General features: G+C 63.2%; 22 protein-coding genes. 12 read left to right on the forward strand and 10 right to left on the reverse strand.

What is annotated here, in order from left to right; genetic code table 11:
- Both phnH and phnG read right to left on the reverse strand, forming a co-directional pair.
- Complete coding sequence (phnH, locus tag NKH70_RS07815; RefSeq protein ID WP_352713985.1) at positions 1–612, reverse strand: phosphonate C-P lyase system protein PhnH; 612 nt, start codon at positions 610–612, stop codon at positions 1–3.
- The gene (gene phnG, locus NKH70_RS07820; protein WP_352713981.1) at positions 612–1,073 is read right to left on the reverse strand and encodes a phosphonate C-P lyase system protein PhnG; all 462 of its coding nucleotides are present in this window, start codon (positions 1,071–1,073) and stop codon (positions 612–614) included. The genes phnH and phnG overlap by 1 nt, the downstream gene beginning before the upstream one ends.
- Positions 1,074–1,209: 136 nt before the next feature.
- On the opposite strand from phnG, the gene phnF reads away from it, so the two are divergent.
- A complete protein-coding gene (phnF, locus tag NKH70_RS07825; RefSeq protein WP_352713977.1) occupies positions 1,210–1,953 on the forward strand; it encodes a phosphonate metabolism transcriptional regulator PhnF in 744 nt (247 codons plus the stop codon).
- Positions 1,954–1,971: 18 nt separating this feature from the next.
- On the opposite strand, the gene NKH70_RS07830 is transcribed toward phnF, so the two are convergent.
- From NKH70_RS07830 to NKH70_RS07850, 5 genes are all read right to left on the reverse strand, one after another.
- Positions 1,972–2,988 carry a zinc-binding alcohol dehydrogenase family protein gene (locus NKH70_RS07830; RefSeq protein ID WP_352713974.1) on the reverse strand — a complete coding sequence of 339 codons (1,017 nt, stop codon included), beginning with the start codon at positions 2,986–2,988 and terminating at the stop codon, positions 1,972–1,974.
- A gap of 67 nt (positions 2,989–3,055) precedes the next feature.
- Positions 3,056–4,021 (reverse strand): ABC transporter permease, encoded by a 966-nt coding sequence (locus NKH70_RS07835; RefSeq protein ID WP_292664616.1) that lies wholly within the window; start codon positions 4,019–4,021, stop codon positions 3,056–3,058.
- Positions 4,018–5,571: a sugar ABC transporter ATP-binding protein gene (locus NKH70_RS07840; RefSeq protein ID WP_292664617.1), complete on the reverse strand. Its 1,554-nt coding sequence runs from the start codon at positions 5,569–5,571 to the stop codon at positions 4,018–4,020. The genes NKH70_RS07835 and NKH70_RS07840 overlap by 4 nt, the downstream gene beginning before the upstream one ends.
- Before the next feature lie 104 nt (positions 5,572–5,675).
- On the reverse strand, positions 5,676–6,671 hold the full coding sequence (locus tag NKH70_RS07845) for an ABC transporter substrate-binding protein (RefSeq protein ID WP_352713967.1): 996 nt from the start codon (positions 6,669–6,671) through the stop codon (positions 5,676–5,678).
- Between the two features lie 316 nt (positions 6,672–6,987).
- Entirely contained in the window at positions 6,988–8,493 is a 1,506-nt protein-coding gene (locus tag NKH70_RS07850) for a UxaA family hydrolase (RefSeq protein WP_352713964.1), read from the reverse strand.
- 256 nt (positions 8,494–8,749) lie between these two features.
- Between NKH70_RS07850 and NKH70_RS07855 the strand changes: the two genes are divergently transcribed.
- The 7 genes from NKH70_RS07855 to NKH70_RS07885 all read left to right on the forward strand — a co-directional run bounded on the left by NKH70_RS07855 (position 8,750) and on the right by NKH70_RS07885 (position 14,964).
- On the forward strand, positions 8,750–9,652 hold the full coding sequence (locus tag NKH70_RS07855) for a GntR family transcriptional regulator (RefSeq protein WP_352713961.1): 903 nt from the start codon (positions 8,750–8,752) through the stop codon (positions 9,650–9,652).
- Positions 9,653–9,771: 119 nt separating this feature from the next.
- Positions 9,772–10,128: a DUF2946 family protein gene (locus tag NKH70_RS07860; protein ID WP_352713956.1), complete on the forward strand. Its 357-nt coding sequence runs from the start codon at positions 9,772–9,774 to the stop codon at positions 10,126–10,128.
- 102 nt (positions 10,129–10,230) lie between these two features.
- On the forward strand, positions 10,231–10,767 hold the full coding sequence (locus NKH70_RS07865; RefSeq protein ID WP_352713952.1) for a copper chaperone PCu(A)C: 537 nt from the start codon (positions 10,231–10,233) through the stop codon (positions 10,765–10,767).
- 25 nt (positions 10,768–10,792) lie between these two features.
- The gene (locus NKH70_RS07870) at positions 10,793–11,311 is read left to right on the forward strand and encodes a YcnI family copper-binding membrane protein (RefSeq protein WP_352456800.1); all 519 of its coding nucleotides are present in this window, start codon (positions 10,793–10,795) and stop codon (positions 11,309–11,311) included.
- Positions 11,312–11,363: 52 nt separating this feature from the next.
- Positions 11,364–13,001, forward strand: a complete 1,638-nt coding sequence (locus tag NKH70_RS07875) for a copper resistance CopC/CopD family protein (RefSeq protein ID WP_353025056.1) — start codon at positions 11,364–11,366, stop codon at positions 12,999–13,001.
- 120 nt (positions 13,002–13,121) lie between these two features.
- Positions 13,122–14,546, forward strand: a complete 1,425-nt coding sequence (gnd, locus tag NKH70_RS07880) for an NADP-dependent phosphogluconate dehydrogenase (protein ID WP_352910549.1) — start codon at positions 13,122–13,124, stop codon at positions 14,544–14,546.
- Positions 14,547–14,733: 187 nt separating this feature from the next.
- Positions 14,734–14,964 (forward strand): hypothetical protein, encoded by a 231-nt coding sequence (locus NKH70_RS07885; RefSeq protein WP_095488311.1) that lies wholly within the window; start codon positions 14,734–14,736, stop codon positions 14,962–14,964.
- Between the two features lie 362 nt (positions 14,965–15,326).
- Here NKH70_RS07885 and NKH70_RS07890 read toward each other — a convergent pair whose 3' ends face one another.
- The gene (locus tag NKH70_RS07890) at positions 15,327–17,000 is read right to left on the reverse strand and encodes a winged helix-turn-helix domain-containing tetratricopeptide repeat protein (protein WP_352713940.1); all 1,674 of its coding nucleotides are present in this window, start codon (positions 16,998–17,000) and stop codon (positions 15,327–15,329) included.
- Between the two features lie 88 nt (positions 17,001–17,088).
- Here NKH70_RS07890 and NKH70_RS07895 point away from each other — a divergent pair, with 88 nt between their 5' ends.
- A complete protein-coding gene (locus tag NKH70_RS07895) occupies positions 17,089–17,397 on the forward strand; it encodes a hypothetical protein (protein WP_352713936.1) in 309 nt (102 codons plus the stop codon).
- A 205-nt stretch (positions 17,398–17,602) separates the two neighbouring features.
- Here the strand turns inward: NKH70_RS07895 and NKH70_RS07900 are convergent, their stop codons facing one another.
- Positions 17,603–18,031 (reverse strand): YybH family protein, encoded by a 429-nt coding sequence (locus tag NKH70_RS07900; protein WP_352713935.1) that lies wholly within the window; start codon positions 18,029–18,031, stop codon positions 17,603–17,605.
- A 328-nt stretch (positions 18,032–18,359) separates the two neighbouring features.
- Positions 18,360–19,409, reverse strand: coding sequence for a LacI family transcriptional regulator (locus NKH70_RS07905; RefSeq protein WP_023721952.1), 1,050 nt, complete (start codon positions 19,407–19,409; stop codon positions 18,360–18,362).
- A 394-nt stretch (positions 19,410–19,803) separates the two neighbouring features.
- Between NKH70_RS07905 and NKH70_RS07910 the strand changes: the two genes are divergently transcribed.
- From NKH70_RS07910 to NKH70_RS07920, 3 genes are all read left to right on the forward strand, one after another.
- Positions 19,804–21,042, forward strand: coding sequence for an ABC transporter substrate-binding protein (locus tag NKH70_RS07910; RefSeq protein WP_352456792.1), 1,239 nt, complete (start codon positions 19,804–19,806; stop codon positions 21,040–21,042).
- A gap of 109 nt (positions 21,043–21,151) precedes the next feature.
- Positions 21,152–22,045 carry a carbohydrate ABC transporter permease gene (locus NKH70_RS07915; RefSeq protein WP_352910556.1) on the forward strand — a complete coding sequence of 298 codons (894 nt, stop codon included), beginning with the start codon at positions 21,152–21,154 and terminating at the stop codon, positions 22,043–22,045.
- Complete coding sequence (locus NKH70_RS07920) at positions 22,038–22,973, forward strand: carbohydrate ABC transporter permease (protein WP_352713926.1); 936 nt, start codon at positions 22,038–22,040, stop codon at positions 22,971–22,973. The genes NKH70_RS07915 and NKH70_RS07920 overlap by 8 nt, the downstream gene beginning before the upstream one ends.
- Positions 22,974–22,975 lie beyond the last annotated feature (2 nt).

Consider the following 22,975-nt stretch of genomic DNA (forward strand, 5'->3'; position numbering starts at 1 on the left):
CTACGCCTCCATGATCTTGATGCGCGTCGTACGCGGCAGGCAGGCAATTGCGTCGGTGGTGGCGAGGATGACGTCGACGCCACGCGGAAAGCGCTGGTTGTTCTGCTTCCATTGCTCGACGAAATGACGCGGCATTTGCGCCGGCGCGATCGTCGCCGTCGTCTCGATGCCGGGGCCTTCGAGCAGCAGCGGAGCGCCGGAGACGAGATCGCCGACCTCGAGGATCAGCGTCGTGGAGCGATCGGGATAATCCTGGGTGCCTTGCGAAAAGCCGTCGAGCGCCATCATCTCGGCCGGCGTGGCGATCAGCGCGAAATGCGCGTCGGCCGGGGTGTTGGCCAGCGGCGCGCCGGTATGGAAGCCAAGCCAGGATTTCATCGCCGCCGACCCCTGCAAAACCAGGTCGAGCCAGAGCGGCGTGTCGTTGTCGCACAGCGCCAGCGCAATGGCGCCGGCGGTGACCGATAGCGGCGCCGGCGGCTGGGCGAGGGCCGGCAGCGGCTGCACGCTGCCCGGGCGCACCATCGCGTCCATGACGACACGGAATACGGTCTGGGCGTTGAACACCGGGTCGGCAAAGCCGCCTTCGATCGATTGCACAGCAGCGTCCATCAGTCTTCTCCGCGCACCATGGTGAAGAAATCGACCTTGGTCGCCGCCGTCTCGGCGCGGCGCTGGTCACGCGCCTTGGCCAGTGCCGCTTGCAAGGGCGCGACGATCCTGGTCTCGACCTCGTTGCGGTAGGCAGGATCCTGCCAGAGCGCGTCGGCGATTGCCGCCAGCCTTGCCTTCTGCTTGTCGCGGCCGAGCGCATAGCAGTGGCCGACATGGCCGGACGCAAGCCGCACCGTGGCGCGGGTGACCGTCGCCTCGCCAACATTGAAGGGCGCGCCGCCGCCGCCAATGCTGCCACGCACGGTAACCAAGCCGGTTTCGGGGCCACGCAGAAGTTCCGCCTCAGAAGGCAGGCCGGCTTCGTCCCAGAGGCGGACGATATCGTCGCCGGCCGATTGGGCCAGCGTCGCCATCAAGGCCTTGCGCTCGGCCTGCTCTCGCACTTCCCGTCCTCGTATGGCCGGTGCTCCTCGTCTGCGTTCATTTGTCTATTGATATAGACAATTATACAAATTATATCTATTTTCTAATGCGTGTCCATGACGAGTGCATGACACGAGGAAAATGTCTGGGGCAAAAAGATCGGGGGCGGAAATGATCGGGCAGCCCAGCAGCATCGAGCGGCGCAGCGGTGTCGCGCTGTGGCGGCAGATCGCCGACCAGATCCTGCATTCGATCGCCGTCGGCGATTTTCCCGAGAATGCCGCGCTGCCGCCCGAGATCGCGTTGGCCGAACGCTATGGCGTCAACCGCCATACGGTGCGCAGCGCCATCGCAGCGCTGGTGCAGGAGGGTGTGCTCAGGGCGGAGCAGGGGCGCGGCACCTTCGTGCTTTCGCGCAGGCGGCTGTCCTATCCGATCGGCGCGCGCACCCGCTTTTCGGAGGGATTGCAAGGACAGGCGTCCGAGCGGCATATCACCTTGCTCGCGTCATCGGTCGAGCCGGCCAACCGTCGTGTCGCAGAGGGCTTAGGCCTTGCGAAGGGGGCCGATGTGATACGCCTGGAAACGCGCGGCGAAGCCGATGGAATGCCGGTGTCCCGCGCTGCCGGCTGGTTCGATGCCAGGCGCTTTGCCGGCATCGATGCCGCCATGGCGGAAACCGGTTCGATCACGGCATCGCTGGCACGTTTCGGCATCGACGACTATCTCCGGCAATCGACAGTGCTGTCGGCGCGCCATGCGGATGCCGCCGACCTTGCCGACCTCGAGCTGCAGCCCGGCGCCATCGTGCTGGTGACGGTCGCCGTCAACGTCACGCCCGACGGTCAGCCGATACAGTTTTCGGAGTCGCGCTTCCCGGCCGAGCGGATCGAGCTCAAACTGTCGGCGCTCTGAGATGCGCCAGCCCTGGCATCATCCGACCTGAATGACAGCCTTGATCAGGCCGGACTTCTCATGCGCCCAGCGGGCGAGGTCACGCGGCGTCTCGCCAAGCGTGGTGCGGTGGGTGACCAGCTTTGCCAGCGGCACCGCGCCGTTGCGGATCGAGGCGGCGACATGGTCGAAATCGGCACGCAGGGCGTTGCGGCTGCCGATCAGCATCATCTCGCGCTTGTGGAATTCGGGATCGGAAAAGGCGATGTCGTCCTTGACGACGCTGACCAGGACCAGCGCCCCGCCATGCGCGACATGGGCGAAGGCCGACTGCACCGACCGGGTGCTGCCGGTGGCGTCGAAGACCACATCGAAGCCGTCGCCGCCGGTTGCTTCCCGCACCAGGTCGGCAGCGGTGCCTCGCGAGCCGTCGAGGGTCGCGAAGCCGAGTTCGCTTTCGGCGAAACCCAGCCTCTCCGCACTCATGTCGAGCAGCGTCACGTCGAGCCCGGCGATGCGGGCGAACAGCGCCGTGCCGAGCCCGATCGGGCCGGCGCCGATGACCAGCGTGCGCGCACCTGGATCAACCAGCGAGCGCCGCACGGCATGGGCGCCGATCGCCAGGAATTCGACGGCGGCGGCATCGGCCAGCGACAGGCCGTTTGCCGGATAAAGATTTTGCGCCGGCACCAGGAGCTGCTCGCACATGGCGCCGTCGCGGTGGACGCCGAGCACCTCGATCCTGATGCAGCAATTGGGCTTGCCTTGCCGGCAGGCGATGCATTTGCCGCAGGCGAGATAGGGATTGACGATCACCGCTTCGCCGACGGCGAGATCGACGTCCTCGCCAACCTCGATCACGGTGCCGGAAACCTCGTGGCCCATGATGCGGGGATAGGCGAGGAACGGGTGCTTGCCTTCGAAGATGTGATAGTCGGTGCCGCAGATGCCGACATGGCTGACGGCGACCAGCGCCCAGCCGGCGGGCGGCGCGCCAGGCGCCGGGCGATCTTCGAGGACAAGTTCGCCGGGCGAGCGGCAGACGACGGCTTTCATGCTTCAATCCAGTCGGTTCATGGCACCGCCGGCTCTGCTGTCGCGAGGCCGGCTGTTGGGAGGCGATCTATTTGCCGCGGCGGCGCAGCCCGTCGAAATAGACTATGACGATGATCAGCACGCCGGTGATGATGCGCTGCCAGAAGGCGTTGACGTTAAGCAGATTGGCGCCGTTGTTGATGGTGGCAAGGATGAAGGCGCCGAGCAGCGGCCCGTGCACGGAGCCGACAGCGCCGAACAACGAGGTGCCGCCGATCACCGAGGAGGCGATCGCCTGCAATTCCCAGCCCTCGGCCTGCGTCGGATTGCCGATGCCGATGCGCGAGGCAAGCAGCACGCCGACGAAGGCCGCGCACAGCCCGGACAGCGTGTAGGCCATGTAGATGGTGCGCTGGACGTTGACGCCCGACAGACGCGACGCCTCGGCGTTGGAGCCGACCGAGAACAGATAGCGGCCCCAGCGGCTGTGGTGCAGGAAGATGTAGGCCGGGATGCCGACCAGGATCACCATCCAGAACAGATTGGGGACGCCGACGAAGGAACTGCGCGAGAACGTCTGGAAGGCGTCGTTGTTGATCGAGATCGAGTTGCCGTTGGTCATCAACAGGCCGATGCCGCGCAGCGAGGTCAGCGTTGCCAGGGTGATGATGAAGGGCGGCAGGCCCATCTTGACGATGCCGAAGCCATGGAACATGCCGATGGCGACGCCGACCAGCAAGGTGATCAGGATGGCGAGGAAAACCGGTGTGCCGGCGTTGATCAGCATCGCGACGATGACGGTGGCGAAGCCGACCACGGCGCCGACGGAAAGGTCGATGCCGCCGGTGATGATGACGAAGGTCTGGCCGACCGCCAGGATGGCGATCATCGACCCTTGCCGCAACAGGTTGGAGATGTTGTTGGCGGAGGCGAAGCTCGGCGTCGCCACCGACAGGATGACCCACAAAAGAACCAGCAGCGCCAGCAGTGTCAGCCCGAACAGGGCGTTGTAATTGCGTTTCGGCCTTTCGACAGCGATCGCCTCGGTGCTCATATCCGTCCTCCCGGTTTTTCTTGTTTCTCGGCCAGCGCCTGGGTGAGGATCTCCTCGTGGTCAGCGGTACGAAACCCATGCGTGGCCACCAGCTTGCCGCGCCGGAACACGTGCAGCGTGTCGGCGAGCTCATAGACCTCCGGCAGGTAGGACGAGATCAGGATGATGCCGGCTCCCTTGGACAGCAGCGCGCCAAACAGGCGGTAGATCTCGGCCTTGGTGCCGACATCGACGCCGACAGTCGGCTCGTCGAAGATGAACAGCTTGGCGCCATGGGCGAGCCATTTGCCGATGACGATCTTCTGCTGGTTGCCGCCGGACAGGCTGGAGGCCAGCGCGCCGCGCGTCGGCGTCTTGATGCGCAGGTCGGCGATCTGGCGATCGGCTTGCGCCTTTTCCTGCGCGCGGGAGATCAGCAGATTATTCGAGATGCGCTTGTAAATCGGCAGATTGAGGTTGAGCCCGACCGGCAGGTTGAGGCAGAGGCCCTGGTCGCGGCGGCTTTCCGGGGCCAGCGCCATGCCGAGCCTGATCGCGTCATGTTCGGAATTGACCTTGACCTCCTTGCCCTCCCACAGGATCTGGCCGGCCGATTTGCGGTGCCGGCCATAGAGCGTGGTGACGAACTCGCTGCGGCCGGCGCCGATCAGGCCGTAGAGGCCGACGATCTCGCCGGCGCGGACGGACATCGAGACATTTTCGAAACCCTTGCCGGACAGGTTCCTGGTTTCTACAAGCATCGCGCCGGGGGTGAAATGCTCCTTGTGGTAGACCTGCTCGATCGAGCGGTTGATCATCATCTTGACCAGCTCGGCGTCATTGGTCTCGGCGATATTCCTGGTGCCGACCAGCGTGCCGTCGCGCAGCACCGAGACGCGGTCGGCGAGCTCGAACACTTCTTCCATGCGATGGCTGATGTAGATGATGGTGACGCCTTCGCCCTTCAGCCGGCGGATCAGCGTGAACAGCTGGTCGGCCTCCTTGCGGGTGAGGTAGGCGGTCGGTTCGTCGAAGATCAGGAATTTGGTGCCGCGCACGGTGGCGCGGGCGGCGGCGATCAGTTGCTGCTGGCCGATGGTCAGGTCACCCAGCATGACATGCGCCGGCAGGTCGAAGCCGAGATCGTCGATGATCTTCTGCGCCTGCCTGACCATCGCCCGCTGCTGCAGGATGCCGAAACGTGCATCCTCCTCGCCGAGGAACATGTTGGCGGCGACGGTGAGATGGCGGCACAGGACGACTTCCTGATGCACGGCATTGATGCCGAGCGCCATCGCCTCATGCGGCGTTGCCAATGCGGCAGGCTTGCCCTCCCAGATGACGTCGCCGGAGGTGCGCGGCATGACGCCGGTCAGAAGCTTGATCAGGGTGGATTTGCCGGCGCCGTTCTCGCCGACGATGGCGTGGATCTCGCCGGCCTTGAAGGCGAGGTCGACAGGCTTCAGCGCGTGGGTGCCGGGATAGCGCTTTTCCAGCCCTTGCAGTTCGAGAATGGTCCTGCCCGGTTCCAGCGTTGGGGCCGGATGGAGTTCCTGCGCCGTCGACATCATGACAATCCTCCCAGATTGGCCCCCAAAGATTGGCCTCGCGATTGGCACGAGTGGGATGTTTCCGGGGCGAAAAGGCCCCGGAAACAGTTCACTTGCGGCGATCCTCAGTCGAGCTTCGGATTGAGCAGCGCGTCGATCTTCGGATCCTTCATGTTGGCCTTGGTGACCAAATTGGCGCCGGTGTCGACATTGGCCTCGACCTTCTCGCCTTTCGAGGCGGCGAGCGCCGTCTTGATGCCGTCATAGCCCATCCGGTACGGATCCTGGACGACGAGAGCCGAAATGACGCCGTCGTTGAGGAATTTGATCAGCTTCTCGTCGCTGTCGAAGCCGACCAGCCCGACCTTGCCTGCGAGGCTGTTCTCGGCGATCGCCTGACCGACGCCCTGCGCCATGATCAGGTTGGAGGCGAAAATGCCCTTGAGGTTGGGGTTGGCGGTGATCAGGTCGGTGGCGATGTTGAGGCCGGTGGTGGCCTGGCCGTCGGCGTATTTGTCGGCGACCAGCTTGAGGCCCGGATATTTGGCGGCGAGCTGTTCCTTGAAGCCCTGGGCACGCTGTTCGAGCGAGCCGGCGCCCGGAAGCGCGGTGATCAGGGCGACGTCGCCCTCAATCTTGCCGCCATTGGCTTCGCCGATGGCTGCGGCAAGGCCGTCAGCGGCGACGCGGCCGCCCTGGATGTTGTCGGTGGTCAGGAACGAGGTGAAGGCCTTGGAGTCGGCGCCGGAGTCGATACCGATGATCTTGACCTTGGTGGCGGCCTCGTCGATCGGCTTGCCGAGCGCCTTGGCTTCGGTCGGCGCGATGACGACGGCGGCCGGGTTGCCGGCGACGGCATTTTCGAGGATCGAAATCTGGCCGTTGACGTCGGTCTCGGCCTGGGCGCCGAGTTCCGGCACGTTGACGCCGAGATCCTTGCCGGCCTTACGGGCGCCGGCCAGAACGATCTGCCAGTAGAAGGACGTAGTATCCTTGACGATGATCGGAATGGTCGCGTCAGCCGCGGATGCCGGTGCCGAATGCATCACGCCGGCAAGCATCGAGGCGGCCGTGAGTGCCACGAAGGCGCGGCGATTGAGAATGCTGGTCACGAATTTCATTAGGAGTCCTCCCTAAGTCGCCCGGTGAATGTTACGGAAGCTCCATTCGGATGGCGCGGCCCAAACGGAACTTTATCAATAAAAAACATTTACCGCATTTTGATAGTGCATCATCTCGGTCGGCGCAAGCGATGTTTGATGGCCGCTTCGAATGGCTCGGCGGGAAAGCTTGCTCTGTCGGAACTCCGCTGCCAATCTCCTCCAATATGCTGCATGGAATATTAATTCCATCACTCAGTCAATATGGAATGTTCATTCTTTTTTGGGGTGTACGAACTGTGACACCTGGCGATCACGTCAGGTGTCTGCGACTGGCTTAGAGCGTCGCTCCGAGGTGCCACGGCACGAACTCGTTGTCGCCGTAGCCGAACTCCTCGCTCTTGGTCTTGCGGCCCGAAGCCGTCTCGACGATCAGCTCGAAGATCTCGCGGCCCATGCCGGCGATGGTCTTTTCGCCCGAGGCGATGACTCCGCAATTCACGTCCATGTCCTCTTCCATGGTGTGGTACATGGTCGAGTTGCTGGCGACCTTGATCGACGGCGTCGGCCGGCAGCCGAAGCAGGAGCCGCGGCCGGTGGTGAAGACGATGACATTGGCGCCGCCCGCCACCTGGCCGGTGGCCGAGACCGGGTCGTAGCCGGGCGTGTCCATGAACACCAGCCCGTGCCCGGTGACCTTTTCGGCATAGCCGAAGACGCCGTTGAGCGGCGTCTGGCCGCCCTTGGCGACCGCGCCGAGCGACTTCTCCAGGATGGTGGTCAGGCCGCCGCGCTTGTTGCCCGGTGAGGGATTGTTGTCGATGGATGCGCCATGCTTGGCGACGTGGTCTTCCCACCATTTCACGTAGCCGTCGAGCTTGGCGGCGATCTCGGGTGTTGCGGCGCGATAGGCAAGCAGGTGCTCGGCGCCGTAGATCTCCGTCGTCTCGGAAAGGATGCCGATGCCGCCGACGCCGGCCAGGATGTCGACCGCGGCACCCAGCGCCGGATTGGCGGTGATGCCGGACATACCGTCGGAGCCGCCGCATTGCAGGCCGACGACGATCTCGCTGACCGGGATCGGCTCACGCTGAAGCTTGCCGACCTCTTCGGCAATCTCGGCCAGCACGACCAACGCCTTCTCGACCGATTTGCGCGAGCCGCCGGCTTCCTGGATGTTGAAATGGCGTTTTCCCGCCGCAACGCCCTTCTGGCCATAGAGGGTGAGCTGGTTGACCTCGCAGCCGAGCCCGACCATCAGCACACCGCCAAAATTCGGATGACGGGCGTAGCCGGCCAGCGTGCGGTGCAGCACCATCATGCCGTCGCCGGTGGCGCTCATGCCGCAGCCCTGGCCGTGGACGATCGGGACGAAGCCGTCGATGCCGGGATATTGCGGCAGAAGCGTGCGGTTCGCCGCGTCAGCGATGGCGTGGCAGACGGTGGCCGAGCAATTGACGCTGGCGAGAATGCCGACGAAGTTGCGCGTGCCGGCGCGGCCGTCGGCGCGGCGGTAGCCCATGAAGGTGCGGGCGCGGTCGGCCTCGGTCGCATGCACCGCTTCGCTCGGCGGCACCACGGGCAAACGGCCGCTTTCGAAAACCAGATTGTGCGAATGGACATGCTCGCCGGGCGCGATGTCCTGCGTGGCGCGGCCGATCGCCTGGGCGTATTTGACCACGGCCTCGCCGGCCGCAATCGGCTTGATCGCCACTTTGTGGCCCGGCTCGATCACTGCGGCGGCGACGGCGCCGCCCGGCAGCACGGTGCCGATCTCGATGCGGCCATTGGCGACCGCGACATTGTCGGCGGGAGACAGAAGAATGCTGTTTGCGGCGTTCACGGGAGCTTCCTGGGTGTGTTCCTGGGTGCGCGAGCGGATTGACACGCGGCTCTTAACATATAATGTCTTTTATCGTGAAAAAACATTTTTGCGTCAATTGTTTTTTCGCCAGAGCGCGACGCGTCTTTTGGATGCGTGAAGTAGGCTCTACAGCCAAAACTAGCGTTGCGCATGATGTTTTCCGAAGCGGTACCGGTTTCATGCACGAGAAACGCTTCACGTCGGACGCAAACGGCGGCGCGCCACGGGGCAGGGGATGTCGAAGAGCAACAACGTTTACAAGGATGCCTATAATCGCGGTCTGAGGCTGCTCGACGAAACCAGGAGCCTGCCTTCGGAGCCGGAGCTGGGCACGCTGCTCGGCGTCAGCCGCACGACGGTCCGCACCATCCTTGCGCGCATGGAAGAAACCGGGCTGATCGACTGGAACAAGCGCAGCAAGACGGTTCTGCGCGAACCGCGGCCGGACGATTTCTTCCCTGAGGAAGAAACCGACACGCTGGCCGAGATCATCGAGCGCTCCTTCATGCGGCGGCTGCTTGCCAGCGGTGCCGAAGCCGGCATGCAGATCAACGAGCTCGAACTGGCGCGCGAGATCGGCGTCGGCACCACCAGCGTGCGCGAATTCCTGATCCGCTTCTCGCGCTTTGGGCTGATCGAGAAGCGCCGCAACAGCCACTGGGTGCTGAAAGGCTTTACCCGCGCCTTCGCGCTGGAGCTGACCGAAATCCGCGAGATGTTCGAACTGCGCTCGGCCGCAGCCTTTGCCGCTCTGCCCGAGGATAGCCCGGTGTGGGCCGACCTCGACCGCCTGGAAGACGAGCATCACCGGCTGGCACGGGAGATTGCCGTGCGTTTCAACGAATTCTCCGAGCTTGACGAGCGCTTTCACCGGCTGATCCACCGGGCGTCGCACAACCGCTTCATCGTCGATTTCTACGATGTCATCGCCATGATCTTCCACTACCACTACCAGTGGAACAAGGCGCAGGAGCGTGAGCGCAACGAAGTCGCGGTCCAGGAGCATCTCGCCTATATCGCTGCGCTCAAGTCGCGCGATCTCGCCAAGGTCGACGCCGCCTGCCGCAAGCACCTGAAATCGGCCCGCCACACGCTGCTAACGTCGATCCCGGAGGGCAGGCAGCCGCTGCGCGCGTGATTGTGTTGCGTTGCCGCAGCAACGTTTTGGCGATTTTCCGGCCGCCGGCTCCGTGCTAGAGAGCTGACGTTGCTGCGTGAAGAGGCTGGTTCTTGACCATACGCCGGAGACGATGGAGCATGCCGGTCGCATTCGCCGCGGCGTGGCTTTTCGTGCTCCAGTCGATGTTCGGCGCGTTTGCTTCCGGCGTCGAGCCGAACGCCTCGCAATTCGATGCTTTCGGCAACACGATCTGCACCCATGACGGCGCGGCGCAACTCCCCGCCGGCGATCCGCATCAGCAGCACATGCCGGCTTGCTGCATGCTTGGTTGCAACCTCGTCTCGGCGATCTACGCGCCGCCCGGTGCCGCCGGGAGCCTGGCTCGCAGCCTTTCCGTCGAAACCATCGCCTTTGTCCTGCCGGCCTTCCGGCATCGCGATTTCGCCCGCGCCCGCACTCCGTCCAATCCGCGCGCACCACCGGCGACGGCCTGATCCGTTCTGGTTGGCGCCGCGCAACGCTTTGCCGGCGCGTTTATCGACATCGTTCGCGACCGGCCATCGGCGCGATCCCCCATTAAAGTCCACGGAGCAATCATGTCTCACTCTTTTCGCGCTGCCGCATCCAGCCGCAGGCGCTTCGCACTGGGTGGTTTCGAGCAGCGTCTCGGCGTCGCCCTTTGCGTTATTGCCCTCCTGTTCGCCAGCGCCCAGACGGTGTTGGCACATGAGTTCAAGCTTGGCGATCTCGAGATCGGGCACCCCTGGTCGCGCGCCACACCAGCCGGTGCCAAGGTAGCCGGCGGCTACTTCACCATCACCAACACCGGCAGTGCGCCGGATCGCCTGCTGTCGATCACCTCCGACATCTCGGCCAAGGCCGAACTGCACGAGATGGGCGTCAGCAATGGCGTCATGACCATGCGGCCGGTCACCGGCGGCCTCGAAATCCCGGCCGGCGGCAAGGTCGCATTGGCGCCCAACGGCTATCATTTGATGTTCAGGGATTTGAAGCGGCAGCCCAAGGAGGGCGAAATGTTCTCCGCCACGCTGACCTTCGAAAAAGCCGGGCCCGTGCAGATTGAATTCGCCGTGCAAGGCATCGGCAGCGCGGCGCCCCAGGACGACGACTGACTTGGCCGCTTCGAGAGGTAGCATCATGAAGAAATCGCTTTTGCCCGGCTGCGTGCTTCTTGTCCTCGGGACCAGCGCGGCCTTTGCCCACATCACGCTCGAAACGCCGGAGGCGGCGGTGGGCTCGACCTACAAGGCGGTTCTTCGGGTGCCGCATGGCTGCGAGGGCAAGGCAACGACCGCCTTGCGCGTGCAGATCCCGGAAGGGGTGCTTTCGGTCAAACCGATGCCGAAGCCAGGCTGGACGCTGCAGGTCAAGAACGGCAAATACGAGAAGTCCTACCAGCTCTACGGCCAGGCAGTGACCAGCGGCGTTAAGGAGATCGACTGGAGCGCCGGCAGCCTGCCGGACGAGTTCTACGACGAATTCGTCTTTCGCGCGACGCTGGCGTCCGACCTGCCGGCAGGCCAGACGCTGCATTTCCCGGTGGTGCAGGAATGTGACGGCGTTGCCGATCGCTGGATCGAGATCCCGGCGGCCGGGCAGGCTGAGGACGCGCTGGAATTTCCGGCGCCCGGCCTCAAGCTGCTGCCGAAGAAGTGAGCTCCGGCGGCGCGCTTTGGCGGATGAGCGCGCCGCTGCTCTTGGCGGTGAGATGAGCGCGGCATCCTTCCTGCGGCAAGCTTGCATGGCCGGCAACTATTCTGGCCGGCTTGTGGCTGGCCTGCTTGCCGCCATCGTGCTGCTCGCCGTAATTGCCATGCCTGGTCCGGCCTTCGCCCATGCGGCGCTGATCAAGGCCGAGCCGGCTGATGGTGCGGTGCTGGCGCAGAGCCCGTCGCAGATGTCGCTGACCTTCAGCGAACCGGTTTCGCCGCTGGTGCTGACGCTGGTGCGGCCCGACGGCACGTCGATCCCGCTGACCTCCTTCCGGCTCAGCGGCCAGACCGTCGAGATCGACAATCCGCAGGCGCTGAAATCCGGCACGCATGTGCTGAGCTGGCGGGTGATTTCCGCCGACGGGCATCCGGTCGGCGGCTCGGTGCTGTTCTCGGTCGGTGCACCGAGTGCCGCGCCGGCCGCCTCCGAAGCCGTCGACCGGACGCTTCGAACCGCGATCTGGATCGGCAAGGTCTTTCTGTATATCGGCCTGTTTTTCGGCGTCGGCGGTGCCTTTGCGCTGGCCTGGCTGGCGCAAGGCGGGCGACCCGGCCAGCGCCTGATCGTCGCTGCGATCCTGTGCGGGCTGGCCGCCGCACCCCTGTCGCTCGGTTTCCAGGGGCTGGATGCACTCGGTGCGCCGCTTGCCCGGCTGGCGCAGCCGATCATCTGGCAGACCGGGCTCGGCACCAGCTTCGGCTGGACGGTGCTGATCGCGCTGATGGCGCTCGGCCTTGGCCTGTTATCGCTGGTGGTGCCGCACGCCGACGCAAAGCCGCTGGCCTTGGCCGGACTGGTTGGCGTCGGCGCAGCACTTGCCGCCAGCGGCCATGCCAGTGCCGCCGAGCCGCAATGGCTGACCCGGCCGATGGTGTTTCTGCATGCCACTGGTATCGCGATCTGGGCCGGGGCGCTGGCGCCGCTCGGTCTTGCCTTGAAACGGCAGCCGCACAAAGCCGGGCCGTTGCTGCGCCGGTTTTCGCGAGCGATCCTGTTCGTCGTGGCCGTGCTTGCGGCAGCCGGCATCGTGCTCGCCGTCATCCAGGTGCAAACGCCGTCGGCGCTTGTCCATACCGCTTACGGCCGGCTGCTGCTGCTCAAGCTGGTGCTGCTCGTCTTCCTGTTCACGCTCGCCGCCGTCAATCGCCTCAAGCTTACGGCCCCGGCTGAGGCGGGCGAAACGGAAGTCCAGCGGCGGCTGGCCCGCTCGATCGCCATCGAGGTGCTGATCGTGCTGGCGATCTTCGGCGTTGCCGCCGGATGGCGCTTCACGCCGCCGCCGCGCGCGCTGGCGATCGCCGCGGCACAGCCGGCATCGGTGCATATCCACACGCTGCAGGCGATGGCCGAGCTCAGCATTGTGCCCGGCCATGCCGGGCCTGTTGCCGCTTCGATCTTCATCATGACCGGCGATTTCGGCCCGCTCGACGCAAAGCAGGTGACGCTGGTGCTATCAAAGCCCGATTCCGGCATCGAACCCATCAAGCGCCCGGCGACGAGGCTTGGCGACGGCACCTGGCGCGTCGACGATCTCGTCATTCCGGTCGCCGGCCGGTGGACGGCGCGGCTCGATATCCTGGTCTCGGATTTCGAGATGGTGAAGATAGAGGCGCCGATCGACATCAGGCCGTGACGAGAGCGCCGGTCCACGCAACACAATTCGGCGAGGCGGTTGACGCGGCATTGAAGGCCCGTCAATCATCGTCATCAATCGCGGCTCAAAGCAACAAGATCCGAAAGCAGGGAAGAAACAATGGAAAAAGCCGAAATCGGCCTGATCGGCCTTGGCACGATGGGCTCCAACCTGGCGCTCAATATCGCCGAGAAGGGGCACCGCATCGCCGTCTTCAATCGCACCGCGGCGCGCACCGATGCCTTTGTCGAAAATGCCGGCGCGCTCAGGGATAGGGTGGTGCCTTGCTATAGCCTCGAGGAACTGGCCGCCGCGATCCGGCCGCCGCGGCCGATCATCATCATGGTGCTGGCCGGCAAGCCGGTCGACGAGCAGATCGCGGCATTGCGCGGCGTGCTGTCGGCCAACGACATCGTCATCGACGCCGGCAATGCCAATTTCCGCGACACGATGCGGCGCTTCTCGGAGCTTACCGATTCGGGCCTGACCTTCATCGGCATGGGCGTGTCCGGCGGCGAGGAGGGCGCCCGCCACGGTCCCTCGATCATGGTCGGCGGCACCGAAGAGTCCTGGAAGCGCGTCGAAAAGGTGCTGACCGCGATCTCGGCCAAGTTCAAGGGCGAGCCTTGCGCGGCGTGGCTTGGCACCGACGGCGCCGGCCATTTCGTGAAGACCATCCACAACGGCATCGAATATGCCGACATGCAGATGATCGCCGAGATCTACGGCATCTTGCGCGACGGGCTAGGCACGGGGCCGAAAGAAATCGCCGAGGTGTTTTCGCAGTGGAACACGGGCCGGCTCAATTCGTACCTGATCGAGATCACCGCCAAGGTGCTGGCTGCCGACGATCCCAAGACCGGCAAACCGGTGGTCGACATCATCCTCGACCGCGCCGGCCAGAAAGGCACCGGCAAATGGTCGGTGATCGAGGCGCAGCAGCTCGGCATCCCGGCCACCGCGATCGAAGCGGCTGTGGCGGCACGCGTGCTATCGTCGATCAAGGACGAGCGGCTTGCCGCCGAAAAGGTTTATGGCGGCGGCGTGAGCAAGATTTCCGGAGATAGGGACGCCCTGCTCGGCGATCTCGAACTGGCGCTGTTTGCCGGCAAGATCGCCGCCTACGCGCAAGGCTTCGCGGTGATGAGCGGCGCATCGCAGGAATTCAAGTGGAACCTGCCGATGCCGGTCATCGCCAAGATCTGGCGGGCCGGCTGCATCATCCGCTCGCAATTGCTCGATACGATGGCGGAGGCCTTCGGCGCCGGCGGCGCAGCCACCAACCTGCTGATGGCGCCGGCTTTCGTCTCGTTGATGCAGGAGGCACATCCGTCGCTTCGCCGTGTCGTGGCAAGGGCGGCCGAAGCCGGCTCGCCGGTGCCGGCCCTGTCATCTGCGCTTGCCTATTTCGACAGTTACCGGCAGGGCCGCGGCACTTCGAACCTGATCCAGGCGCAGCGCGATTTCTTCGGCGCGCACGGCTTCGAGCGCATCGATGGGCAGGGCGCTTTCCATGGGCCCTGGGGGAATGGGGCGGCGGGGTAGCGCCTGAACTTGGACGCAGAGCCCAATTTTGCGGTTGCCAGAAAGCAGATATCTCCAGCGACCAACTGGGTGTCGGGTCGCGCCAGGAACCTGCTATGCCGGTAGAGACGATTGACGGTCTCATCGGCATCGGCGGAGCCGCGAATCTGTGGTAAGCCGCCGCTCAACCAACCAAAGGACGACACCTGTGAGCGAACCGACCGTGGCCCAGGCGACCGAAAGTATCTATGCCTCCCTCCGGGCGGACAATGCCGACATCGACGCACATATCGCGACGCTTAAAGCAGCGCTGACACGAGAAGGGATAAAACAGGCGGTGTTCGATCCGACCAAGTTGGCGCAGAACAACCGCTCGGGGCGCAAGTTGATGCAGGCCTATTTTCGGCAGCGCGGCGTGAGCGTGAGGTTTTCGGACTAGTAGAGCCGCGCTCGGGTGATCTCAAGCGCGCCGTTGGGAGTTCTCGGGCCGGTCCGGCGGTTCGCCATCTGGACATCGGGACTGCGCCTCATGTCGGCCATTGAGGTGACTGTTGCCACTGCCTGAGAGCAGACATTGTTGGCGACCATTTTGGAGGTCGCGGTTGCGCCATCTGCGGAAGTTCGAGGCATCGCCGATGAACGGCAGCCGTCGGCCCCGTTCCAGAAGTTGGGGTGCGAGCGCACCTCCAATATTCTTGCGAAGGATGATCCTGCTTTGAGGGCAACCAGCGCCCACAACACAAAGGCTTCAACGGTTTTTTGCGGCCAATTGGCTTCTGCCGGGCCGCATACGGTCAGCCGTCACTCCGGCAAGCCCGCGAACCGCATGTGTCCGATCCAGCGCTCGAGGGGTCCGGGGGCGGTCCAGTTCTTCTCCCACTGCTTGCGTTGTTTGCTGATGGAGTCGCCGGGCGAGTCTTTGAGGAAAACCGCAAGCGCTTCCTTTGCCTCCCGCTGGTTTCCCAGACAAGCGTAGATCCCCGCAAGCATTCGGTGTGCGCCGATCGGGATTGGGGACATTTTCCGCATCGCCGTTAGCGCAGCCCCGCAATCGTTCTTTTCATAGAGCGCCCAGCCCATGTCCCAGTTGTACCAGTCGGGGTAGAAGGGATCGATGCCTTTGGCCTGCTCGATCCGATCGATCGCTTCGTCGGTGCGGCCGGCAAAGAGCAGCGGGGCCGCACTGCCCTCGAGGATATTCGAGGCGCTGGGGTTCAGGGCGATCGCCTGATCGAACTGCGCAATGGCCTGCTCGATCTCGCCGGCTTCACTATGGATTTGGGCGCGGATTTGATGCGCGTTGGCATCGTCCGGAGCGAGCAGGATGGCCTTGTCGGCGTACTCTGCGGCCCGCTTCAACGCCTCGTCGGGGTTGTTTTCCTGCTTGTGCCAGAATACCGAGTCAAAGCGATAGGACCAGGCCAGCCCGATAAAGCCGAATTGGGAGTTCGGATCCGCTTCAATCGCCTTGAGGCTGAGCTGCCGCAGCAGTTCGTTCCCCGCGGCAGAAAAATCCTTTTTGTTCGCGGCAGACCCCATCATGAGATAACTGAGCGCGCTAACCCGGGCGGCGTCGCTCTGTGGCAAGGGTCGCTCGATCCTTTGCCCGACCCGAGCCGCAAGCGTGCGGATGATCTCCTCCTGGACGACGAAAAGATCGCCGATCTCCCGGTTGTAGGTGTTGGCCCAGACATGCGATCCGTCATGCGCATTCAGCAACTGGGCGGTCACTTTCAGCCGGTCTCCGGCCTTCTGCTGGCTGCCTTCGAGCAGGTAGTCGACGCCGAGTTCATCTCCGATCTGCCTGGTGTCGATGGGCTTATCGCGGTACCTGAAGCTCGAGTTCCGCGCGATGACGGCATAAGTCTTGCTCCGCGCCAGCTCGGTGATGATCCCCTCGGCAACGGCATCGCTGAGATATCCCTTATCCGCACCGGCACTCATGTCGTCGAAGGGAAGGACCGCAATCCTGGGCATGTCGCTCGAACGAACGGGAGCGGCTCGCCATACTTCCGCGCCGTAGTATGCGCCGATCGCCGCCGCAACGAGAGCGAGTGCAGCAAGAATGAAGCCGCGCTGCGAGAATCGTGTCTTGGCACGTTCCATGCCGGCTGCGGCGTTTGGGTCCGCCGCGTCCGACGGATCGGCATTCAGTCGGTAGCCTCTCCGAGGCACGGTTTCCACGATCACGTGCGCGTCGTCCGCCAATGCGCGGCGAATATCGGCAATGCATTGAGTGAGGCTGTCTTCGGTCACGAAGGTATCGGGCCAAACCGCCTGCATCATCGCATCCTTGGACACGATTTCGCCTGGTCGCGCCGCGAGCACGGAGAGCACTTCGACGGACTGGCTGCGAAGATTGACCGCTTTGCCTTCCACGGTTCGGAGTTCGTTGCTGTTCGCAAGAAAAACAAAACCGCGGAACGTGACCGTTTCAGCAGATTTCAGGTCAATTTCAGGGGCCGTTCGGGACATTTCACCCTCTTGGCGCGCCTCCTAGCATAGCCCATTCGGCCGTCGCCTCCAAGCGATCCTGGCGGCACCGGATGAAACGGAGGACGACATGAATCGCACCAAGCTCATCATCGCTCTGGCTCTTTTCTTGACAGTGTCAACGGCTGCGAAAGCAGAGCCTCAATCTCTAAATGCAACCGCGCATATAATTTCTCTTGTATTTGTCGATGGCCGCATCGATGAACGCCGAGAACAAAAATCTTTCGACACGATCAAAATCTGCTTCGCATGGAAGCACCAGGGGGAATTTCTTCCGCCGCAACCGGGTTCTTTTGCTTCTTCCACGTTCTGTGAGCTGACTAACTTTGATCCTACTCCGACGGCTAGTATCTCCCAAGTTGCCCAGGAGGGTCAGTGAGGGCGATCCTCGATCGCCCCTCGACAGCTTCATCTCGCATGCGACCGACCACGGTCCGTATTGAAGACTTGCAGTCTTAACCTGCAGGTCCGCTCTCGGCGCCAAGGCTGACTGTCAGCAACGGGCCGCCAAATCGACCGTTCACCTACGAACCCTTGCCGCGTGAAAGCCGACATCCCTGTTGAGGACGTTAGGCGTTCCGGAACTACGGCAAGAGATCCGTCACAGCGCGCCCACTTCCGTCCATTGCCATAGGGAAGCTGGCATGTTCGTGGATGATTTTCCAAGAACCGCCGATGCGCCTTAGCACGATGGTTCGCCGGCTCCAGGAGTCGACCTTTGTGCCATCGGTCTTAATGCCAGTCATGCGCGACAGCCCGAAGGCCACTGCAAGATCGCCGTCGATCATGAGCTGCGGGTCAGCCATGTGAACGGTGACGCCGTTGCGCCAAGTTGCAAACCAAGCATCTATCCCTTCGATGTCGCGCGCCTGTTCGCCTCGAAAGGCAAGCGGCGGCGGCAGATCGAAAACCACGACATCCGGGTCCATGGCATCGACGTTGGCGCGGGCGTCCCCCTTGGCAGTTGCGTCTTCCTGGCCCCGGATGACAGACAAGATTTCCTTTTCAGACATATCGTTGCTCCTTCATTTTCTGGAACGACGAGACCGGGGCGATCAATCCGACATCGACACCATTCGTAACAAATATGGCCGGTCCTAGCTGCTGTTGCATCGTGGTATCAAGAGTGATGAGCCCCTTAATCCCGAAACGTGACTGCCGCGTGCTCCTACGGCCGCTTTATGGTGATCTCGTCCCCATATCGGACGGACAGCTTTCGGCCCCAAGCTGCCAGTCAGCAGCGCGCATTTTGCAGCCAAGTGGAACCATTTGGCGTCGCAGAAATGTGGCTAAGACAGTTAGATGGAGCCGGATGCCAGTTCAATTTGAACATACCCCGCTTTAGTCGGGGCGGCGATAGGCCTGCACTTCGCCCGGCTCGCTCAGGCTTTGCAGGGTGCCGGGTGCGGCGCCGCCGATCCAGCCCAGCACCGAGCGGGCGAGCTCGGCGCCGGCCAGCCGGAAGTTCTCGTTGACGACCAGCAATTCGCTGCGAAACAGGTGCAGAAGCTCCGACGATTGTTTGGATACCACATCGACATCGCGGCCAAGCTTGAGGCCGGCGTCTTCGATGCCGGCGACGATGGCGAGCGTCGCGGCGGCGGCGCTGCTGATGAAACCGTCCGGCCTGACATCGCGGCGCATCAGCTGCGCGGTCCGCATTCTGATCTGCTCGATCGAATGATCGATCGAAACGGTGTTGAACGGGATCTCGCTGGCGCCGACCTCGCTCAGCGCATCGGCAAAGCCGGCGAGCGTGTGGCCGTGATAGGTCAGCTCGACAGGCGGCGCCAGCAGAGCCAGCCGGCGGCGGCCGAGGCCGGCCAGATGGCGCACTGCCTCGGCTGCGAAAGCGTAATTGTCGAAATCATGATAAGGATGGATCAGCCCCATATCGGTGCGACCGTGCGTGGCAAAGGGGATGCCGCGCTCCAGCATATAACGGGCCCTCGGATCGTTTGGCTGTGTGCGCGAAATGATGACGCCGTCGGCTGACCCGGTTTCCACGAGGTAGCGGATCGGGTCGAGCGGATCCTGCGAGCGCGAATAGGGCGTCACGATCAAATGATAGGGCGTGTCGGCAATGACTTCGGAAACGCCGTAGATGATATCCGAGACAAAGCTCATGATCTCGTGCTCGGTGTTGAGCACCAGGCTGATGACATTGGTCTTGCCGGTGCGCAGGCGTACGCCGGCACGGTTGGGCCGATAACCGATCTGCTTGGCGACAAGCTGGACACGCCGCCTGGTCTCGGCGCCGATCTCGGGCGCGTCCTTCAGCGCACGCGACACAGTGGTGACGCCCAGCCCGGTCATGAAGGCGAGCGTCTTCAGTGTCGGCCGGCCCTGGCCCGACGCTTCGTCGGCCTTCTCTTTTTGATGCCTGTTCATTCATCCCGCCCCGTCAGGCGCATACCAGTTGCCGGACAGGCCGGCAATCGGCCGGCCGCGGGTTCGCCGCGGGCCTTCACCGAATGAAACCGCTATATACTGAAACGTTACAGATTGTCACGACCATCGCCATATCACTGGCGACAGATGCAGAACGAGCGGTGCTGCAATCGGTGCAAAACCGTGATTGGAACGGGCTTTTTCCGATTTTTTGGCATCGCAGCATTCCATTTTGCAGTGCAACCCCTCTTGTTGCGATGCGGTAGGCCGGCGAGCCGCGCGATTTTATTCGTGCTTCGAAAAAACTTGATGCCACCTTCGCCTGAGGGGTTGCGCGCCTCAAGCAATTGCCGTATCGAAAATCTGTAACGTTTCAGATTCTGGGAGGAACGAAATGCGATACCAACTCATGACTGCTGCGCTGGCTGCGACGGTCGCGCTGCAATTCGCCGGCCCGGCGGCCGCGACGGATCTGGAAGTCACCCATTGGTGGACCTCCGGCGGCGAGGCGGCAGCGGTCGCCGAACTCGCCAAGGCTTTCGACGCAACCGGCAATCATTGGGTGGACGGCGCTATCGCCGGTTCCGGCGGCACGGCGCGGCCGATCATGATCAGCCGCATCACCGGCGGCGATCCGATGGGCGCGACCCAGTTCAATCACGGCCGGCAGGCGGAAGAATTGGTGCAGGCCGGGCTGATGCGCGACCTCACCGATCTCGCCACCAAGGAAAAGTGGACGGAAATCGTGCAGCCGAAGAGCCTGCTCGACGGCTGTACCCTCGATGGCAAGATCTATTGCGTGCCGGTCAATATCCACTCCTGGCAGTGGCTGTGGCTGTCGAACGCCGCCTTCGAAAAAGCCGGCGTGCCGGTGCCGAAGAACTGGAACGAATATGTCGCTGCGGCGCCCGCTCTTGAAAAAGCAGGCATCCAGCCGCTCGCGGTCGGCGGCCAGCCCTGGCAAGCCTCGGGCGCTTTCGACGTGCTGCTTGCGGCGGTCGGCGGCACCGACGCCTTCCTCAAGGTCTACAAGGACAAGGACGCGGAATTCGCCGCCGGGCCCGAGGTCGCCAAGGTCTTCAAGGCCGCGGACGACGCTCGCAAGATGGCGAAGAACACCAATGTGCAGGACTGGAACCAGGCCACCAATCTGGTCATCACCGGCAAGGCGGGCGGCCAGATCATGGGTGACTGGGCGCAGGGCGAGTTCCAGGTTGCCGGCCAGACCGCCGGCAAGGACTATACTTGCCTTCCGGGCCTCGGTCTCAACGAGGTCATCGCCACCGGCGGCGACGCTTTCTACTTCCCGCTGCTGAAGGATCCCGAAAAATCGAAGGCACAGGAAGTGCTGGCCCACACGCTGCTCGATCCCAAGACGCAGGTCGCCTTCAATCTCAAGAAAGGTTCGCTGCCGGTGCGCGGCGACGTCGACCTCAAGGCGGCGAACGACTGCATGAAGAAGGGCCTCGAAATTCTCGCCAAGGGCAATGTCATGCCCTGGACCGACCAGCTGCTTTCGCAGGATACGCAGAAGCAGAAGGAGGATCTGTTCTCCGAGTTCTTCGCCAAGCAGGACATGACCGTGGAAGATGCGCAGAAGCGCTTCGCCGCTATCGTGGGTTCGGCCGATTGAGCGATCGACCAACCGTGTCTCACTCCCGCCCCCGCAAACGCAGGGTCGGGAGCTCGGGTCAAGACCTCTTGACCCTCCGGCCCTTACCCGATCCAGCGCGGCTGTGCAGATGAGCAAGAGCGAACGCCCTAGCCAACTCTTTCGCAACCTCAATGCGAAAATTGCCTCGATCCCAATGATCTTCACCGCGCTGGTGATTTTTGTCGGCGGCACTGTCTGGACGGTGCTGTATTCCTTCACAAATTCCAAGCTGCTGCCGCGGCTGCACTTCGTCGGGCTCGACCAGTACTACCGGCTGTGGGCAACCCCGCGCTGGCTGATCTCGATCGAGAACCTGCTGATCTACGGCGTGCTGTCGCTGGTGTTCTCGCTGGTCATCGGCTTCCTGCTTGCTGCCCTGCTCGACCAGAAGATACGGTTCGAGGACACGTTCCGGACCATTTTCCTCTATCCCTTCGCCCTGTCCTTCATCGTCACCGGTCTCGTCTGGCAGTGGCTGCTCAACCCGGAATTCGGTGTCCAGGGAGTGGTGCGCAGCCTCGGCTGGACGAGCTTCAGCTTCAATCCGCTCTATGATTCCAGCATCGTCATCTACGGTATATTGATCGCCGCTCTCTGGCAGGGCACCGGGCTCATCATGTGCCTGATGCTTGCCGGCCTGCGCGGCATCGACGAGGATATCTGGAAGGCTGCGCGGGTCGACGGGATACCGACCTGGAAGACCTATCTGTTCATCATCATACCGATGATGCGGCCGGTCTTCATCACCACGCTGGTCATCGTCGCCTCCAACATCGTTCGCGTCTACGACCTTGTCGTCGCCCAGACCAGCGGCGGGCCCGGCATCGCCTCCGAAGTCCCGGCCAAATATGTCTATGATTATATGTTCTTCGCCCAGAACCTCGGTCAGGGGTTCGCCGCCTCGACGATGATGCTGCTGTCGGTGATCATCGTCATCGTGCCGTGGGCCTATCTCGAGTTCGGAGGCAAGAAGCGTGTCTGACCATACCGTTTCATTGCCTGCCATTGCCGGCCCCGGCGGGCTCGAAGCCTACGGGCCGAGCGGGCCGAAGCCGCGCCACACATTCTCGCGCCGCAACATCTTCCTCTACGGCACGCTGATCGTGGTGGCGCTTTACTATCTTTTGCCGCTCTACGTGATGGTGGTGACATCGCTCAAAGGCATGCCCGAGATACGTCTCGGCAACATCTTCTCGCCGCCGATGGAGATCACCTTCGAGCCGTGGGTCAAGGCCTGGTCGAGCGCCTGCACCGGGCTCAACTGCGACGGGCTGTCGCGTGGTTTCTGGAATTCGGTGCGCATCACCATCCCGTCGGTGATCCTGTCGATCGCGCTCGCCTCGGTGAACGGCTATGCGCTTGCCAACTGGCGCTTCAAAGGCGCCGACACTTTCTTCATCATCCTGATCGTCGGCGCCTTCATCCCTTATCAGGTGATGATCTATCCGATCGTCATCATCCTGCGCGAGGTCGGCCTTTACGGCAGCCTCAGCGGCCTGGTGATCGTCCATTCAATCTTCGGCATGCCGATCCTCACACTCTTGTTCCGCAACTACTTTACTTCCATGCCGGAGGAGCTGTTCCGGGCAGCGCGTGTCGATGGCGCCGGCTTCTGGGGCATTTATTTCCGCATCATGCTGCCGATGTCGCTGCCGATCTTCGTCGTCGCCATCATCCTGCAGGTGACCGGCATCTGGAACGACTTCCTGTTCGGCGTCGTCTACACCCGCCCCGACACCTATCCGATGACGGTGCAGCTCAACAACATCGTCAACTCGGTGCAAGGCGTGAAGGAATACAACGTCAACATGGCAGCCACCATCCTGACCGGCCTCGTGCCGCTGATCGTCTATTTCCTGTCCGGAAAATTGTTTGTGCGCGGCATCGCCGCCGGCGCCGTGAAAGGATGATG

Source organism: Mesorhizobium sp. M0991, assembly GCF_040318915.1.
Classification (GTDB): Bacteria; Pseudomonadota; Alphaproteobacteria; order Rhizobiales; family Rhizobiaceae; genus Mesorhizobium.